The organism is Methylobacterium haplocladii, from assembly GCF_007992175.1.
In the GTDB taxonomy this organism is placed as follows: Bacteria; Pseudomonadota; Alphaproteobacteria; order Rhizobiales; family Beijerinckiaceae; genus Methylobacterium; species Methylobacterium haplocladii.
The window spans coordinates 1-13,818 of the sequence record NZ_BJZT01000006.1 but is presented as its reverse complement, the minus strand read 5'-3'; the positions used below and the strand labels follow the sequence as shown (position 1 = coordinate 13,818).

The 13,818-nt window shown below is 71.4% G+C and carries 16 protein-coding genes and 1 pseudogene; 14 read left to right on the top strand and 3 right to left on the bottom strand.

The window, feature by feature from the left end:
- Positions 1 to 3: 3 nt before the first annotated feature.
- Complete coding sequence (locus MHA02_RS03575) at positions 4 to 861, bottom strand: S1 family peptidase (protein WP_147076611.1); 858 nt, start codon at positions 859 to 861, stop codon at positions 4 to 6.
- 107 nt (positions 862 to 968) lie between these two features.
- Positions 969 to 1,706, bottom strand: coding sequence for a S1 family peptidase (locus tag MHA02_RS03570; protein WP_147076610.1), 738 nt, complete (start codon positions 1,704 to 1,706; stop codon positions 969 to 971).
- A gap of 186 nt (positions 1,707 to 1,892) precedes the next feature.
- On the opposite strand from MHA02_RS03570, the gene MHA02_RS03565 reads away from it, so the two are divergent.
- The 12 genes from MHA02_RS03565 (at position 1,893) to MHA02_RS03510 (ending at position 12,629) form a co-directional block, all read left to right on the top strand.
- Positions 1,893 to 2,465, top strand: a complete 573-nt coding sequence (locus MHA02_RS03565; protein ID WP_147076609.1) for a head-tail connector protein — start codon at positions 1,893 to 1,895, stop codon at positions 2,463 to 2,465.
- A gap of 32 nt (positions 2,466 to 2,497) precedes the next feature.
- Complete coding sequence (locus MHA02_RS03560; RefSeq protein ID WP_147076608.1) at positions 2,498 to 2,839, top strand: head-tail adaptor protein; 342 nt, start codon at positions 2,498 to 2,500, stop codon at positions 2,837 to 2,839.
- Positions 2,836 to 3,249 carry a DUF3168 domain-containing protein gene (locus MHA02_RS03555; RefSeq protein ID WP_147076607.1) on the top strand — a complete coding sequence of 138 codons (414 nt, stop codon included), beginning with the start codon at positions 2,836 to 2,838 and terminating at the stop codon, positions 3,247 to 3,249. Before MHA02_RS03560 ends, MHA02_RS03555 begins: the two co-directional genes overlap by 4 nt.
- Before the next feature lie 147 nt (positions 3,250 to 3,396).
- Complete coding sequence (locus tag MHA02_RS03550; RefSeq protein ID WP_147076606.1) at positions 3,397 to 3,807, top strand: phage major tail protein, TP901-1 family; 411 nt, start codon at positions 3,397 to 3,399, stop codon at positions 3,805 to 3,807.
- A gap of 44 nt (positions 3,808 to 3,851) precedes the next feature.
- Positions 3,852 to 4,199 (top strand): gene transfer agent family protein, encoded by a 348-nt coding sequence (locus tag MHA02_RS03545; protein WP_147076605.1) that lies wholly within the window; start codon positions 3,852 to 3,854, stop codon positions 4,197 to 4,199.
- Positions 4,196 to 4,393: a phage tail assembly chaperone gene (locus MHA02_RS03540; protein WP_147076604.1), complete on the top strand. Its 198-nt coding sequence runs from the start codon at positions 4,196 to 4,198 to the stop codon at positions 4,391 to 4,393. The genes MHA02_RS03545 and MHA02_RS03540 overlap by 4 nt, the downstream gene beginning before the upstream one ends.
- A 7-nt stretch (positions 4,394 to 4,400) precedes the next feature.
- Positions 4,401 to 4,976: a phage tail tape measure protein gene (locus tag MHA02_RS03535; protein ID WP_147076603.1), complete on the top strand. Its 576-nt coding sequence runs from the start codon at positions 4,401 to 4,403 to the stop codon at positions 4,974 to 4,976.
- Between the two features lie 40 nt (positions 4,977 to 5,016).
- Positions 5,017 to 5,658, top strand: a complete 642-nt coding sequence (locus MHA02_RS03530; protein WP_147076602.1) for a DUF2460 domain-containing protein — start codon at positions 5,017 to 5,019, stop codon at positions 5,656 to 5,658.
- A 22-nt stretch (positions 5,659 to 5,680) separates the two neighbouring features.
- The gene (locus MHA02_RS03525) at positions 5,681 to 6,574 is read left to right on the top strand and encodes a phage/gene transfer agent baseplate hub protein (protein WP_147076601.1); all 894 of its coding nucleotides are present in this window, start codon (positions 5,681 to 5,683) and stop codon (positions 6,572 to 6,574) included.
- A gap of 102 nt (positions 6,575 to 6,676) precedes the next feature.
- Positions 6,677 to 7,144, top strand: coding sequence for an NlpC/P60 family protein (locus MHA02_RS03520; RefSeq protein ID WP_147076600.1), 468 nt, complete (start codon positions 6,677 to 6,679; stop codon positions 7,142 to 7,144).
- The gene (locus MHA02_RS03515) at positions 7,132 to 11,013 is read left to right on the top strand and encodes a baseplate multidomain protein megatron (protein WP_147076599.1); all 3,882 of its coding nucleotides are present in this window, start codon (positions 7,132 to 7,134) and stop codon (positions 11,011 to 11,013) included. Before MHA02_RS03520 ends, MHA02_RS03515 begins: the two co-directional genes overlap by 13 nt.
- Positions 11,014 to 11,033: 20 nt before the next feature.
- Positions 11,034 to 12,629, top strand: coding sequence for a DUF2793 domain-containing protein (locus tag MHA02_RS03510; RefSeq protein WP_147076598.1), 1,596 nt, complete (start codon positions 11,034 to 11,036; stop codon positions 12,627 to 12,629).
- Here MHA02_RS03510 and MHA02_RS22815 read toward each other — a convergent pair whose 3' ends face one another.
- On the bottom strand, positions 12,630 to 12,752 hold the full coding sequence (locus MHA02_RS22815; RefSeq protein WP_280177954.1) for a hypothetical protein: 123 nt from the start codon (positions 12,750 to 12,752) through the stop codon (positions 12,630 to 12,632).
- A gap of 117 nt (positions 12,753 to 12,869) precedes the next feature.
- Between MHA02_RS22815 and MHA02_RS03505 the strand changes: the two genes are divergently transcribed.
- Complete coding sequence (locus MHA02_RS03505) at positions 12,870 to 13,442, top strand: lysozyme (RefSeq protein ID WP_147076597.1); 573 nt, start codon at positions 12,870 to 12,872, stop codon at positions 13,440 to 13,442.
- A 38-nt stretch (positions 13,443 to 13,480) separates the two neighbouring features.
- Positions 13,481 to 13,818 (top strand): annotated as a pseudogene (locus MHA02_RS03500) (hypothetical protein); the annotation flags it as partial.

Genomic DNA, 13,818 nt, shown 5'->3' with positions numbered 1-13,818 from the left:
GGGTCAGCGCGTGCGGCGGCGGCCGGGCTTGGCCACCCACTCGACCGGACGGGCGCCGGTCTGGCTCATCGCCTGACCGGCGCTCATCGCCTCGAGCTGGGAGGCGCGCGAGGTGATCCAGCTCGCGTGCTCCCCCGTGGGCGTCACGGCCGTAAAGCCGCCGCAGGCGGTGCGGGCGCGCTTGTCCTGGCGCATGGCCCCGCTCGACCAGCTCACCACGCCGACCATTTGGCCGTTGCGCAGGATCGGGCCGCCGGAATCGCCGAGGCAGGCGCCGGCGCCGGCGGTTTCGGCCAGACGCTGCGCGTCGGTGACCACGGTGACGCGGTTGGCGACCTGCAGGGAACCGATCGAGACGAGCCGTGCCGTGCGCAGGGTCCGTGCGGTGGTGCGCCTGTTCTCGGCCACCACGCCGAAGCCGGCGATGTCGACGCCCTCGCCGGTGTCGATGCTGCCACCGCCACTCGGGTTCAGCGGACGGAAGCCCGGGCCGACGGGCTGGGCGAGCTTGAGCATCGCCAAGTCGATGCCGGGCTGGTCTTCCGGCGAGGTGCCGGGCACGAAATCGGGATGGGTCGAGGCCGCCACCGCCGAGATCCGCCGCTGCCGGAACGAGGGATCGACCACCACGACGCTGTAGCCGGCATTGTGCTGGACGCAGTGGGCGGCGGTGAGCACCAGGTCCTGGGCGATCAGGGTCCCGGAGCAGATCTCGCCGGAGGTGCTCTCGATGCGCACCACCGAGGCGCGCAGGCCATCGGGATCACGGCTGACCTGCCCCTGCACGACAGCTTGGGCTGAGAGGGGAACGAATCCGAAAAGGGCGCCAGCCAGCGCGGCACGGACGGGACCTGCGACCATGGTCATGTCTCCAGCGCCCGGTGCGCCTCGAATCTGTCGAGCCCCAAGCTAACTGATGCCAATGCCCCGGCCAAGCTGTGGTTCCATAGCCAGCGGGGCGTCGCGGTTCAGCGGGTCCAGCGTGCGGCGGTGCCCCAGCCGCCGAGTGTCCTGTCGATCCAGCTGCGCTGGGGTCCGAGCAGGATGCCCTGGGTGAGGCCGCCGCAGACGCTCTTCACCCAGGCGGCGAGGGCCAGCACGCCGGTGTCGTCCGAAATCGGTCCGCCGGAATCGCCGTTGCAGCCGCCGGCCTTGGCCGCCTGCAGCCAGACCAGGATGCGGCTGGGGCCGTGGGGTTCGACCACCGGCAGGCTCGCGATCCGGAAGCGGCCGGCCGAGCGGTAGTCGTTGCTCCGTGCCGCGCCGTAGCCGCCGAGCGTCAGAGCCGTACCGGCGCCCGGCATGGCCTCGCTCAGCGTGGCGATCTCGAACCGGGACGGCAGCGGCTCGGCGGAGCGCAGCAGGGCGAGGTCGATGGAGCGGGTGCGCGCCCGGATCGCATCGGCCTCGTACCCGGGATGCACCGCCCGGGCCGCGACCTCCATCAGAACGAGCTTGCCGGTCTCGTCTTGGAAATGGATGCGGTTCTCCGGAACGCCCGCCACGCAATGTCCGGCGGTGAGCACGACATCGCGCGCCACCACGACGCCCGAGCAGGCCCCGCCCTTCGAGGTCAGAACCATCACGGCCGAGCGTGCCTCGGCGGAGTCGGGTGCCTCACGGCCGCCGACGATGGCCGAGGCGGGGACGGCTGACGCGACGACAGCACACAGGGCGAGGCCGCCGAGCCGGAGCCGCCGACCCACGGCTTCGTCTCGAAGTGCGCGGCGAAGCGGAGCCTCGACGGAAGTCTCCAGCCGGCCGCGCGAACCCTGGAGCCCTCCTTCGAGGCCTCCGCTGCGCTCCGGGACCTCAGGATGAGGGCGCGAGAGGGTCGAAGCGCCGTCCCGCGGCCTGCGCAACATCCGAAAAACCCGAGCGAGAGGTGAAGCATGACCCCGATACGCGTCGCGGATCTCGGCGTCGAGCCGGTGAGCCTCTCGGAGATGCGCGGCTACCTGCGGCTCGACGGGGACGAGCACGGGGAGGATGCCCTGATCGAAGGGCTCGTCGCGGCGGCCCGCGCGAGCGTCGAGGCGGCGACGCGCCGTTTCGTGAGACCGGCCCGCTTCCGGCTGATGCTCACGGCTTGGCCGTCGGATGGTGTCGTGCCGCTGCCGCTGAGCCCCCTCGTCGCGGTGACGCGGGTGGGCCTCGTCGGTGCCGACGGGATCGTGGCGGAGATCGACACCGCCTTGCTGCGGCCCGGCCCCGACCCGTGGGAGGCGCCCTGCCTGCTGGTCGATCCGGGCGTGCCGCTGCTGATGCGCAAGGCCGCGCTGATCGAGGTCACGACCGGTTGCGGCGGCGACGGCCCGCCGGTGCCGGCCCCGCTCGCCCAGGCGATCCGCATGATCGTGGCCGACTGGTTCGAGAACCGGGGCGACGGCGTGCCGGCTGGTCTCCTCGCGTCGCCGCCCGCCGTAGCCGGTCTGCTCGCGCCACATCGCCTGATGCGGCTCTGAACGCCCAACTCTTGAAAAATCGGAGACCTGCGATGACCCATGCGCCCATCGGCGCGCGGCGGCGCCGCTTCGTGCTCGAAACACCGGTAGACGAGCCCGACGGCTTCGGCGGGCAACTCCGCCGCTACGTCGCCGGGCCCGTGGTCTGGGGGGTGATGGCGCGCGCCGGCACCGCCGAGCGCGTGCGGAACGGCCGGAGTGAGGCGATCGCCACGCACCGCGTCAGTCTGCGCTGGCGACCGGGTGTCACGTCCGAGATGCTTCTGTCGGCCGGCCCGCGCCGCTTCGCGATCCGCTCGGCCGGCGACCCTGACGGACGCTGCCGCGAGCTCGTCTGCGCGGTCGAGGAACTCCTGTCGGAGGATGTCGCATGAGCCCCCTCCTGGCGATGCGCGCCGCCATCCTCGGCCGGCTCCGTGGCGATGCCGGCCTCGCCGCATCGATGGGCGGCGCCGTGCGGCTCTACGACGAACCGCCGGCTACCGCTGTCCCGGTCTACGCCGTCTTTGGCAACGGCGAGGCCCGCGACGATTCCGTCGACGGCGCGCGGCGTCATCTCCACACGCTCGCGCTCGTCATCTTCGGAAGACCCCGCTCGACCCGCAGCGCCCTCGACGCCACGGAGCGGATCGCCGCCCTCCTCGACGATGCCGCCCTGACGCTCAGCGGCCACGCCCTGATCACGCTGCGCGTCGAGTCGATCGCCGCGCATCGCGACGCGCGCAGCGGCGAGACGCAGGCGACGCTCACGTTGAAGGCGGTTACCGAAGTCGTCGGGGGCTGAGCCCACCTCCGTCATTGCGAGCGCAGCGAAGCAAACCAGGGTATAGTCTGGATATTTTACTGGGTTGTCTCGCTGAGACCGCAATGAAGAAACGTAAAACGTCAATATATCTGCCGATCCATACTATGAGATCCTGGAGCCTTCATCATGACCGCCCAGAAAGGCAAGGACTTGCTCGTCCGGGCCGGCAACGGTGCCGGCGGATTCACGGCGGTGGCCGGGCTCCGCGCCCGGCAGATCGCCTTCAATGCGGAGGCGGTGGACGTCACCAACGCCGATTCCGCCGGGCGCTGGCGCGAGCTGCTGGCCGGAGCCGGCGTGCGGCGCGCCTCGGTCTCCGGGGCCGGGGTTTTCCGCGACGAGGCCTCCGACGCGCGATTGCGCCAAAGCTTCTTCGACGGGGTGATCGACAGCTACCAAATCGTGGTGCCGTCCTTCGGCATCATCGAAGGCCTGTTTCAGATCACGAGCCTCGAATACCGCGGCGACCATGCCGGCGAGGTCACCTACGACATGGCGCTGGATTCCGCCGGTCCGCTCGGCTTCACGGCGCTCTGATCTCGGCGACTGTACCCTGACCTCCCATCCGGAGACCCGACACCATGGCCAACCGCAGACGCGGCGAGGTGCCGCTCAGCTTCGGGGGCGAGCACTATACGCTCTGCCTTACCCTCGGTGCGCTGGCCGAACTCGAGGACACGCTGAGGGCCGGCGACGTCGTCGGCCTCGCCGAGCGGTTTTCGGGCGGTCGGCCGTCGGCCCGCGACGTCATCGTGCTGCTCGGTGCGGCGCTGCGCGGCGGCGGTCACGATCTCGACGACGCGGCGGTGGCGCGCCTGCCGCTGGCCGGCGATTTCGCTGCCGTGGCCGCGGCCGTGGGCGAGGCCCTCGTCGCGGCCTTCGGCGAGGCGGAACCGCCACCGGACCCTCGGGTGCCACGGAGGGCTTGAGCGCGGAGGCCAAGACCTTCGCCTTTCCGTGGGACGATGCGCTGGCCCTGGGGCTTCATGCGCTCCGCTGGACGCCCGCCACCTTCTGGGCCGCGACACCGCGCGAACTCGCCGCTGCGGCCGGGCTGAGAGCCGCTCCCGCCGCCGGTCGCAGCGATCTCGACCGCCTGCTCGCCGCATTCCCGGATTTGTGAGGCCCCTATGGCGACGACCGATCCCGACCGTACGATCGCCGACCGCGCCAAACAGCTCGAAACCCTCGACCTGCTCGCCAAGAAATTCGGGCAGAGCCTGTCGAGCGCGCTCACCGCCAACCTCAATGCCGGGCGCCAGCTCGATGGAGTGCTCGGCACGCTCGCCACCAAGCTGTCGGGCCTGGCGCTGAAGGCAGCTCTGGGCCCGGTGCGCAAGGGAATCACGAGTCTCGTCAAGAGCCTGCTCGGCGCTTCGGACAGCGCCGAAACCAGCGCCTTCGCCCGCGGCGGCGTCATCGCCGCCGGCCGGGTCCGGCCGTTCGCCAGCGGCGGCATCGTGGCCGCGCCGACATACTTCCCGATGCAGGGCGGTACCGGCCTGATGGGCGAGGCCGGCCCGGAGGCGATTCTCCCGCTGAAACGCGGCAGCGACGGCCGCCTCGGCGTCGCCTCGGCCACTGAGCGCCCGGTGAGCGTCAGCATCACCATCGCCACTCCGGATGCCGAGAGTTTTCGCAGATCCGAGGCGCAGGTGGCGGCGAGCCTTGCGCGGGCGGTTGCGCGGGGACGGCGGGCTTTGTGAGCACCGGGACCGATCAGCGCCACCGCTCGGAGGAGAGGTCATGCCCACCGACTTCCACGAAGTCCGCTTCCCCCTCGACGTGGCTCTACGCGGCAGCGGGGGCCCAAGCCGGCTGACGGAGATCGTCACGCTGGCCTCGGGGCGTGAGCACCGCAACAGCCGGTGGGCGGATTCGCGGCGGCGCTACGATGCCGGCTTCGGCATCCGTACCCTCGACGCGCTGCACGCGGTGCTCGGCTTCTTCGAGGAGCGGCGCGGGCGCCTCTACGGGTTTCGCTACCGCGACCGGGTCGACCACCGCTCCGGCCCACCAAGCGCCGTGCCCGCCCCGACCGACCAGCCGCTCGGCACCGGCACGGGCGGCAACGCCGTCTTCGCGCTCGCAAAGACCTACGGCAGCGGGCCGGCGCCCTACCGCCGCGCAATCCAGAAACCGGTCGCCGGCAGCGTGCGGCTCGCCGTGAACGGCATCGAGGTGCCGGCCGCGAAATTCGCCTGCGACGCGACGACCGGGCTCGTCACCTTCGTGGCCAACGCGGTGCCGGCGGCGGGTGCGCGCGTCACCGCCGGCTATGAGTTCGACGTGCCTGTGCGCTTCGATACCGACGACCTCGTGATCGACCTCGCCGCCTTCACCGCCGGTGAGATCCCGAAGGTGCCGCTGATCGAAATCGTGCCGTAGCGCCGGAGACCGAGGATTTCCCATGCGCGCCATCCCCGCCGCCCTCGCCGCGCGCCTGTCCGGCGGGGCGACGACCTTGTGCCATTGCTGGTCGCTGACGCGGCCGGACGGGCTGGCCTTCGGCTTCACCGACCACGATCGCGACCTGACCCTCGACCGCCTGACCTACGCCGCCCGCACCGGGCTCGAGGCGGCCGAGGCGAGCGCCGAGCTCGGCTTCGCGGTCGGGGGCGGTGACGTCGCCGGGGCGCTGACCTCGGCGGGAATCGCACCGGACGACGTGTCCGCGGGCTTGTTCGATGGCGCGAGCGTCGAGACCTGGCTGGTCGATTGGAGCGCGCCCGAGGCGCGGCTGCTCCTCGACGTGGCCACCATCGGTGAGATCCGCCGCGCGGGCACCGCCTTCGTTGCCGAACTGCGCGGCCTGATGCACCGCCTCGACGTCGAGCAGGGTCGCCTCTACCGCGCCACCTGCGACGCCGAGCTCGGCGAGCCCCGCTGCGGCATCGACCTCTCGGACATGCGCTGGCGCAGCAGCGGGACGGTGTTCGCCGCACCCGGACCGGCCCGCCTCGCCGTCGCGCTCGCGGGCTCCTTCGCGACCGGCTGGTTCACGGGCGGGCGCCTGCGCTGGACGGGCGGCGCCAATGCCGGCCTCGACGCGGACATCCGCAGTCAGACGCGCACCGACGCGACCGTGGCCCTCGACCTCTGGCAGCCGCCGGCGCGCAACGTCGCGCCGGGCGACGCTTTCATCCTCACGGCCGGCTGCGACAAGCGTTTCTCGACCTGCCGCGGAAAGTTCGCGAACAGCCTGAACTTTCAGGGTTTTCCGCACATGCCGGGTAACGACTTCGTGGTGCGCCCCGCGCCCGGATCGAGCACCGCGCTCGATGGCGGGAGCCTGTTTCGGTGAGGCGCTCAAACCCGCTCCCCTCTCCCGACCCCTGCTCACGCAGGGGCCGCCCTCTCCCGCAGAGGGGAGAGGGTTTTCGCGCCGTTCCTTCGAGGTGTGAGCATGCTGTTCCCCGTGCCGCTCGATCTCACCCAAGCCATCGTCAGTGAGGCCCGTACCTGGATCGGCACGCCCTACCGTCACCAGGCCTCCCTGAAGGGTGTCGGCTGCGATTGTCTCGGGCTGTTGCGCGGTGTCTGGCGCGAGGTCGTCGGAGACGAGCCGGAGACGCCTCCGCCCTATGCGGCCGGCTGGGCCGAGGCGGCGGATGGCGTGGATCCGCTGGTCGAGGCTGCACGGCGGCATCTCCGCCCCGCCGGCCTCGAAACACGGCCGCAGCCCGGCGACGTCCTGCTCTTCGCCTTCCGTGCGCATCTCCCTGCGAAGCACTGCGCCATCGCCACGGGCGCGGGCACGATGGTCCACGCCCATGACGGCGCTGTCGTCACCGAGGTGGTTGTCACGTCGTGGTGGCGGCGGCACCTCGCGCACGTGTTCAGGTTTCCGGAGGATGCTCCATGGCGACCCTGATACTGGAGACGGTGGGCGGTGCGGTCGGGTCGGCCGTCGGCGGTCCGATCGGATCGGTGGTAGGCCGGGCGCTTGGCGCGGCCGGCGGCTCGGCGCTCGACGGTGCGTTGTTCGGCGGTACGAGCCCGCGCTTCGTCGAGGGGCCGCGGCTGACCGACGTCGCCGGGCTGACCTCGACGGAGGGCGAGCCGATCCCACGCGTCTACGGCCGCGCCCGCATCGGGGGCACCCTGATCTGGGCGACGCGGCCGCTGGAAGTGGCCAACACCATGGTGGAGCGCTCGTCCTCGGGCTCCAAGGGCGGCGGCGGCCAGAAAACCGTCCGCACGGCCTATAGCTACTATGCCAACCTCGCGGTCGGGCTCTGCGCCGGAGAGATCGCCTTCGTGCGCCGGATCTGGGCGGACGGCGCCGAGATCGACCTGACCAAGCTGACCCTGCGCGTCCATACCGGACGCGCGGATCAGGAGCCCGACCCGCTCATCGTCGCCAAGGAAGCCACGGGCAACGCGCCGGCCTATCGCGGGCTCGCCTACGTGGTGTTCGAGCGGCTGGCGCTGGCGGAGTTCGGCAACCGCATCCCGCAATTCGCCTTCGAGGTGATCCGCCCGGTCGGCGGCATCGCCTCGAAGATCCGGGCGGTCTGCTTGATCCCCGGCTCCACCGAGTTCGGTCTCGATCCGGTGCCGGTTAGCGAGGATGCCGGTCTCGGCACGACGCGGCCGGCCAACCGTTTCCAGCTGCAAGGCGCCGGCGACGTGCTGGCCTCCCTCGACGCGCTGCAGGCGCTCTGCCCGAACCTCGCGAAGGTCTCGGTGGTGGTGGCCTGGTTCGGGAGCGATCTGCGCGCCGGTCAATGCACCGTCGCCCCGCGCGTCGACAACGCGGCGAAAGTGACCACCGGCGACGTCTGGAGCGTCGCCGGCCTCACTCGCGCGAATGCGGGCGTGGTTTCCATGCGCGACGGCAGCCCGGCCTATGGCGGCACGCCCTCCGATGCCGGCCTGCTGCGGCTCGTCGCGGAGCTGAGGCGGCGCGGACTCGGCGTGGTGCTCTACCCGTTCCTGATGATGGACGTGCCTGCGGGCAACGCCCTGCCCGATCCACGCCGCCCCGGGCAGACCCAGCCGGCTTATCCCTGGCGCGGGCGCATCACCTGCGACCCGGCTCCGGGCGTCGTCGGAAGCCCCGACGGGACGGCCGCAGCCGCGAGCCAAGTCGCGTCGCTCTTTACGCGCGAGGAGGGCCTTCGCCGGTTCGTGCTGCACTACGCCAGCCTGCTGGCCGGCAAGGAGCTCGCGGGCTTCGTCCTCGGCAGCGAGTTTTTGGGACTCACCCGGGTGCGCGGGGCCGGGGGCACCTATCCGGCGGTCGAGGCCCTGCGCAGCCTTGCACACGAGGTTCGCGCGGTCCTCGCAAATGGCGAAAAGCTCGTCTACGCGGCCGACTGGACCGAGTACGGCGCCCATGTCCGCGACGGCGGCGCGACCATCCGCTTCCCCCTCGACGCGCTGTTCGCCGACGCGGCGATCGACGCCGTGGGCATCGACTACTATCCGCCGCTCTCCGACTGGCGCGACGGCGACACGCATGCCGATGCCGCGTTCAGCCCCACGATCCACGACCGCGCCTACCTGAAGAGCTGCCTCGGCGCGGGCGAGGCCTTCGACTGGTACTATGCGAACGAGGCCGACCGCGCCGCGCAGGTCCGCATGCCCATCACCGATGGCGCCTACGACAAGCCCTGGATCTACCGGCCAAAAGATCTGGTCGCCTGGTGGTCGAACCGGCATGTCGAGCGCGACGGCGGGATCGAGACGGTAGCCACCGCCTGGGCGCCGGGCTCGAAGCCGATCTGGCTCACCGAGATCGGCATCCCGGCGAGCGACCGCGCCACCAACGGCCCCAACGTGTTTCCCGACCCGAAATCCGCGGAGAACGCGTTGCCGCCCTTCTCCCGCGGCGGCCGGGACGAGCTGATCCAGGCCCGTGGCCTCGAAGCGATCCTTGCGCGATTCGATCCTGCCCTTGCCGGTTTCGAGCCGGCTCACAATCCGGTCTGGCCGGGCACGGGCCTGCGCATGGTCGATCCGGCCAGCGTATTCATTTGGTGCTGGGACGCGCGGCCGTTCCCGGCCTTTCCGGATTTCGGCACGGTCTGGTCCGACGCCGGCAACTGGGCGCTCGGTCACTGGATCACAGGACGGGTCGAGGGCCAGGAACTCGACCGGCTGCTCGCTGCGATCCTGTCGGATTTCGGCATCGCGGCACCCCTCGCCATCGAGGCGGACGGAGTCCTCGACGGCTTCGTCATCGACCGGCCGCTCGCGGCGCGCGGCGTGCTCGAACCGCTGTGTCAGCTCTTCGGCCTCGACGTCTCCGCGACGGCAGGACGCCTGCGGATCAGCGGCCCGCAGAAGGCCGCGCCCGTCGCCTTGGCCGAGGCCGATCTCGTCGTCCCGCGCGATGGATCGGTCCCGCTCAGCCTCGTGCGCGCCGAAGAGAGTGCTCTGCCTCGCACGTTGGAAATCGGCTTCAGCGACGGCGAGAGCGAGGCGTATCGCCGTGCCACCGCCGCCGCCCTGCGGCCGGCCGGCGCACGGCGGCGCGAGAGCCGGATCGAGACCGCTGTCGTCACACGGCGCGGATACGCGCAAGGGCTTGCGGAAGCCGCTCTCGATGTGGCGCTTGCCGCCCGCGACACAGGTAGCTTCGCGATCAGTCCCCGCCGCATCGACCTGGAGCCGGGCGACCGGGTGATCCTGCCCGACGGCAGCCTCCACCGGATCCTGCGCATCGGCGACGGGCCGGCCGGGCGGCGGATCGAGACCGGCGGCGTGCCGGTCGTGACGGATGAGGGCGCGGGTCCGGCGGCGTCCGACGCGCGGCGGTACCGCAGCCCCCCGGCGCTTCCGGGCCCGGTCTTCGCGCTGGCCCTCGACCTGCCGGTGACCCGCGGCGATCCGGTGCCGCTGCAATACCTTGCCGTGGCGGCCGATCCCTGGCCGGGCGCGGTGGCCGTATGGCGCTCGGCCGGTGCGGGCACGGCGCTGGCCGTGCAGCGCATCGTCGACCATCCGGCCTGCCTCGGACGCACGCTGTCGCTGCTGCCCCCTGGCCCGGTCTGGCGCTTCGACCGGGCCGCGACGCTCGACGTCACCCTGCGCCATGCCGAGGGTCTCGCCTCGGTGGAGGAGACGACGGCCTTGGCCGGCGCGAACCTCTTCGCAATCGTCGGCGCAGGTGGCGTCGTCGAGATCCTGTCGGCTGCCGGCGCGGAGCTGATCGGCGAGGGCACCTATCGTCTCCGGAACCTCCTGCGCGGGCTCGCCGGCAGCGAGGCGGCGGCATCGCGAACGGTTCCGGCCGGAGCGCCGATCGTGCGCCTCGACGACGGCGCCGTGGTGCCCCTGGTCGAGCGCCTCGACGACGCCGGCCGCGCCTTCGCCTACCGTGTCGGTCCGGCCGACCGCGATCCGGCCGACCCGACGGCCATCGGCTTCACGGCGAGCGCCGGGCTCGGCGCATTCATGCCGCTTCGCCCGGTCCATCTGCGGGCGCGGCGGGAGAGCGGCGGCGTGCGCTTCAGCTGGGTCCGCCGGGCACGGCGCGACGCCGACGCCTGGGAGGCCGCCGAGATCCCCTTCGACGAGACGTCGGAGGTCTACGTCCTCGACATCCTTCGGAACGACGGCAGCCTCGCCCGCTCCCTGAACGCGACGCAGCCGAGCGCGCTCTACGCGGCCGCCGACGAGACGGCCGATTTCGGCGGCCCTCAGACCGCGATCGAGGCGGCGGTTGCCCAGGTCGGCACGCTCGCCGGCCGCTCACCCGCGACCCGGGCGCGCCTGCCGGTCCGCAGGGCCTGACCGACACCACGGAGATCCCCATGGCGGACACCACGCGCAACCTCGGTCTGCCGCTGCTCGCGGCGGCCCAGGCGCAGAAGCACGTCACCCACAACGAGGCGCTGGCCGCCCTCGACGCGCTGGTGCAGCTCGCCTGCCTCGACAAGGATCTCGCCGCTCCGCCGGTGAACCCGATGGACGGCGACCGCTATCTCGTCACGGTCCCGAGCCCCACCGGCGCCTGGGCCGGCTTGTCGGGGCAGGTGGTGCGCTTCGCCGACGGGGTCTGGGTCGGCGCCGTGCCCCGGCCCGGCTGGTTCGCCTACGTCATCGACGAGGCCGACCTCTATGTGTTCACCGGCACGGCCTGGGCGAGTTTCCGCGGGAGCCTGACGGCACTCCAGAATCTCACCCGCCTCGGCATCGGCACCGCGGCCGACGCCACCAACCGTTTCGCCCTGAAATCCGACGCCGCCCTTCTCTCCTGGGACGACGTCACGCCGGGCTCCGGCAACCTGCGCGTGACGCTGAACAAGCAGGCTTCGGCCCGGGATGCCGCCCTGACCGTCCAGACCGGGTTCTCGACCCGGGCGTTGTTCGGCACGCTCGGCTCCGACGATTTTGCCCTGAAGGTCAGCCCGGACGGGGCCGCCTTCTTCACGCCGCTGACTGCCTCGGCCGCTACCGGACGTCTCACGCTCGGGCGGATCGCCGGCCCGCTGGAGATCAGCGCCAATGCCGGCGCGCTGCCCGACAGCCTCTCACAAACGGTTTTGCGGGTGTCGGGCGCCGACGGGCTGCAGGCGCGGCTGGTCTTCGACGGCTTCGGCAGCAACACTCCCGGCAACTTCATCTTCCGTGCGGCGGCCGGCACGGCCGCAATGCCTACGGCACTCCAGACCGGAGCGACGATCGGCCAATTCTCGGCCTTCGGCTACGGTGCGACCGCCTATGGCGGCGCGGCGCGGGCGCAGGTGGCCTTCGTCGCGACGGAAGCCTGGACCGATTCTGCGCAAGGTGCGCGCGTGGTGTTTCGCACGACCCCCACCGGCGCAGCCGGCATCGTGGAAGTCTTCTCGGCCGAATCCAACGGCTCCATCCGACTGCTGCCGATGGCCTCCGACCCGACAGTCGGCGTTGGACAGGGGCAGCTCTACGCCAACAGCACAGCCGCGGCCCTCAAGTGGCATACCGGTACCGCCTGGGCGCGGATCAGCAACTTCGCCAAGTTCGCCAGCAGCACGAGCTTCGACAACTACGTTGCGGCTGCGACTTGGACGAAGGTGCAGTTCAACACCGCCGACAGCAACGACCAGGGTGCCTTCATCGCTGCGAGCAACCGCTTCGTCGCGCCGGAAGCCAGCCTCTACGGTTTCGATACCGCCTTGGTCTTCAAGAAGAACGGCAGCAATGCGCCGACTGCTCTTGAAGTACAGTTCTACAGGAACGGCGCTCCGGCTGGACGCGGTCGCGCCTCCGCGACTGGCATCCTCGTCGACGGGGTCACAGCGATCGACCTTTCTACCGCCCTGAAGCTCGCGGCCGGCGACACGGTCGAGGTCTTCGTGCGCTTCAGCGGCGCGGACGGCTACGTCGCCGCGAGCGATTCCCTGTTCGGTGGCCGGCAGATGGCCTGATCACACGAACCAGCGCCAGCCCATCAACAGACACAGCATCAGGGCGAGGCTGGCCACGATCACGGTCGCCGCCGCATCGAGCGTCCAGACCGCCCGGTCCCATTGCTTGTCTTCCGGCGTCATCGGCAGCCCTCCCGATCGGGCTGCCTGACTAGCGCGGCCGTGTTGCCCGAAGATTTCCGACCCTTTTCCGCAGGTTACGGCCGTCCGCTCCCGACGCCCGACAGCATGGAGACCACCATGACCGCATCCGCGATCATGACGCCGCTCGGCATCGCGGCATTGAAGGCGCGCGAGGGCGTGCGGCTGACGGCCTATTGCGACAGCGTCGGCGTACCGACGATCGGCTACGGCCACACCAAGGGCGTCCGGCTCGGGCAGCGGATCACGCAAGGGCAGGCGGACGCTCTGTTCCTGGAGGATCTGGCGCGTCACGCCCTGCCGATCTTGTCCTCCCTCACGGTGCCGGTGGCCGAACACGAGCGCGACGCGCTGATCTCGATCGCCTTCAACATCGGTGTCGGCGCCTTCCGGCGGTCCGGCTTCCTGCGGCGGCTCAATGCCGGCGACCGGGCAGGGGCCGCGGAGGCGATCCTGGCATGGCGCAAGCCGCCCGAAATCGTTTCGCGCCGCCTCGCCGAATACGACCAGTTCCGCACGCCCTACGCCGTCGCCCCGCCGCGTGCCCGCCGCGGCGACGGGCGCCCCGTCGCCGTGCCGAAACCACCGGACAGCGCGCATCCGGCGCTGCCCGACCGGCCCGGCACGCTCGCCCGGCTCTGGCAGCGCATCAGCGATGGCCTACGCGCTTGAGCCTTCAAGGCCGAACACCCTTTCTTGAGGAGAATGTCATGTCCGCAACGAACTCGTTCCGCTCCCTCAGCCTCATCGCCGCGGTCCTGCCCGCGGTGTTCGTCACGGCCTGCATCCCCGTCCAGGCCGCCGCCAGCGACGTCGTGGTGCAATGGGGCGACGCCGTCGTCGCCGGGGCGCAGACGCTCAGCACCGTGCTGATCCCGCTTGCCGTCACCGCGGCCGCCGCCGCCGCGGCGCGGATGGCCGGTCCGCTGCGGTTCCTCGTGACGACGACGCTCGTCGAGCGGCTCGTGCGCAACGCCTCCGACTACGCGCTCAACGCCGTCGCCGGTGCTGTGCGCGGCAAGAGCCTGACGATCCCGCTCGGCTCGGC

Excerpts from the sequence above, each read along its gene's own strand:
- MHA02_RS03575 (WP_147076611.1), bottom strand. The coding sequence starts at position 861 with ATGGTCGCAGGTCCCGTCCGTGCCGCGCTGGCTGGCGCCCTTTTCGGA.
- MHA02_RS03565 (WP_147076609.1), top strand. The coding sequence starts at position 1,893 with ATGACCCCGATACGCGTCGCGGATCTCGGCGTCGAGCCGGTGAGCCTC.
- MHA02_RS03560 (WP_147076608.1), top strand. The coding sequence starts at position 2,498 with ATGACCCATGCGCCCATCGGCGCGCGGCGGCGCCGCTTCGTGCTCGAA.
- MHA02_RS03555 (WP_147076607.1), top strand. The coding sequence starts at position 2,836 with ATGAGCCCCCTCCTGGCGATGCGCGCCGCCATCCTCGGCCGGCTCCGT.
- MHA02_RS03550 (WP_147076606.1), top strand. The coding sequence starts at position 3,397 with ATGACCGCCCAGAAAGGCAAGGACTTGCTCGTCCGGGCCGGCAACGGT.
- MHA02_RS03545 (WP_147076605.1), top strand. The coding sequence starts at position 3,852 with ATGGCCAACCGCAGACGCGGCGAGGTGCCGCTCAGCTTCGGGGGCGAG.
- MHA02_RS03535 (WP_147076603.1), top strand. The coding sequence starts at position 4,401 with ATGGCGACGACCGATCCCGACCGTACGATCGCCGACCGCGCCAAACAG.
- MHA02_RS03530 (WP_147076602.1), top strand. The coding sequence starts at position 5,017 with ATGCCCACCGACTTCCACGAAGTCCGCTTCCCCCTCGACGTGGCTCTA.
- MHA02_RS03525 (WP_147076601.1), top strand. The coding sequence starts at position 5,681 with ATGCGCGCCATCCCCGCCGCCCTCGCCGCGCGCCTGTCCGGCGGGGCG.
- MHA02_RS03520 (WP_147076600.1), top strand. The coding sequence starts at position 6,677 with ATGCTGTTCCCCGTGCCGCTCGATCTCACCCAAGCCATCGTCAGTGAG.
- MHA02_RS03515 (WP_147076599.1), top strand. The coding sequence starts at position 7,132 with ATGGCGACCCTGATACTGGAGACGGTGGGCGGTGCGGTCGGGTCGGCC.
- MHA02_RS03510 (WP_147076598.1), top strand. The coding sequence starts at position 11,034 with ATGGCGGACACCACGCGCAACCTCGGTCTGCCGCTGCTCGCGGCGGCC.
- MHA02_RS22815 (WP_280177954.1), bottom strand. The coding sequence starts at position 12,752 with ATGACGCCGGAAGACAAGCAATGGGACCGGGCGGTCTGGACGCTCGAT.
- MHA02_RS03505 (WP_147076597.1), top strand. The coding sequence starts at position 12,870 with ATGACCGCATCCGCGATCATGACGCCGCTCGGCATCGCGGCATTGAAG.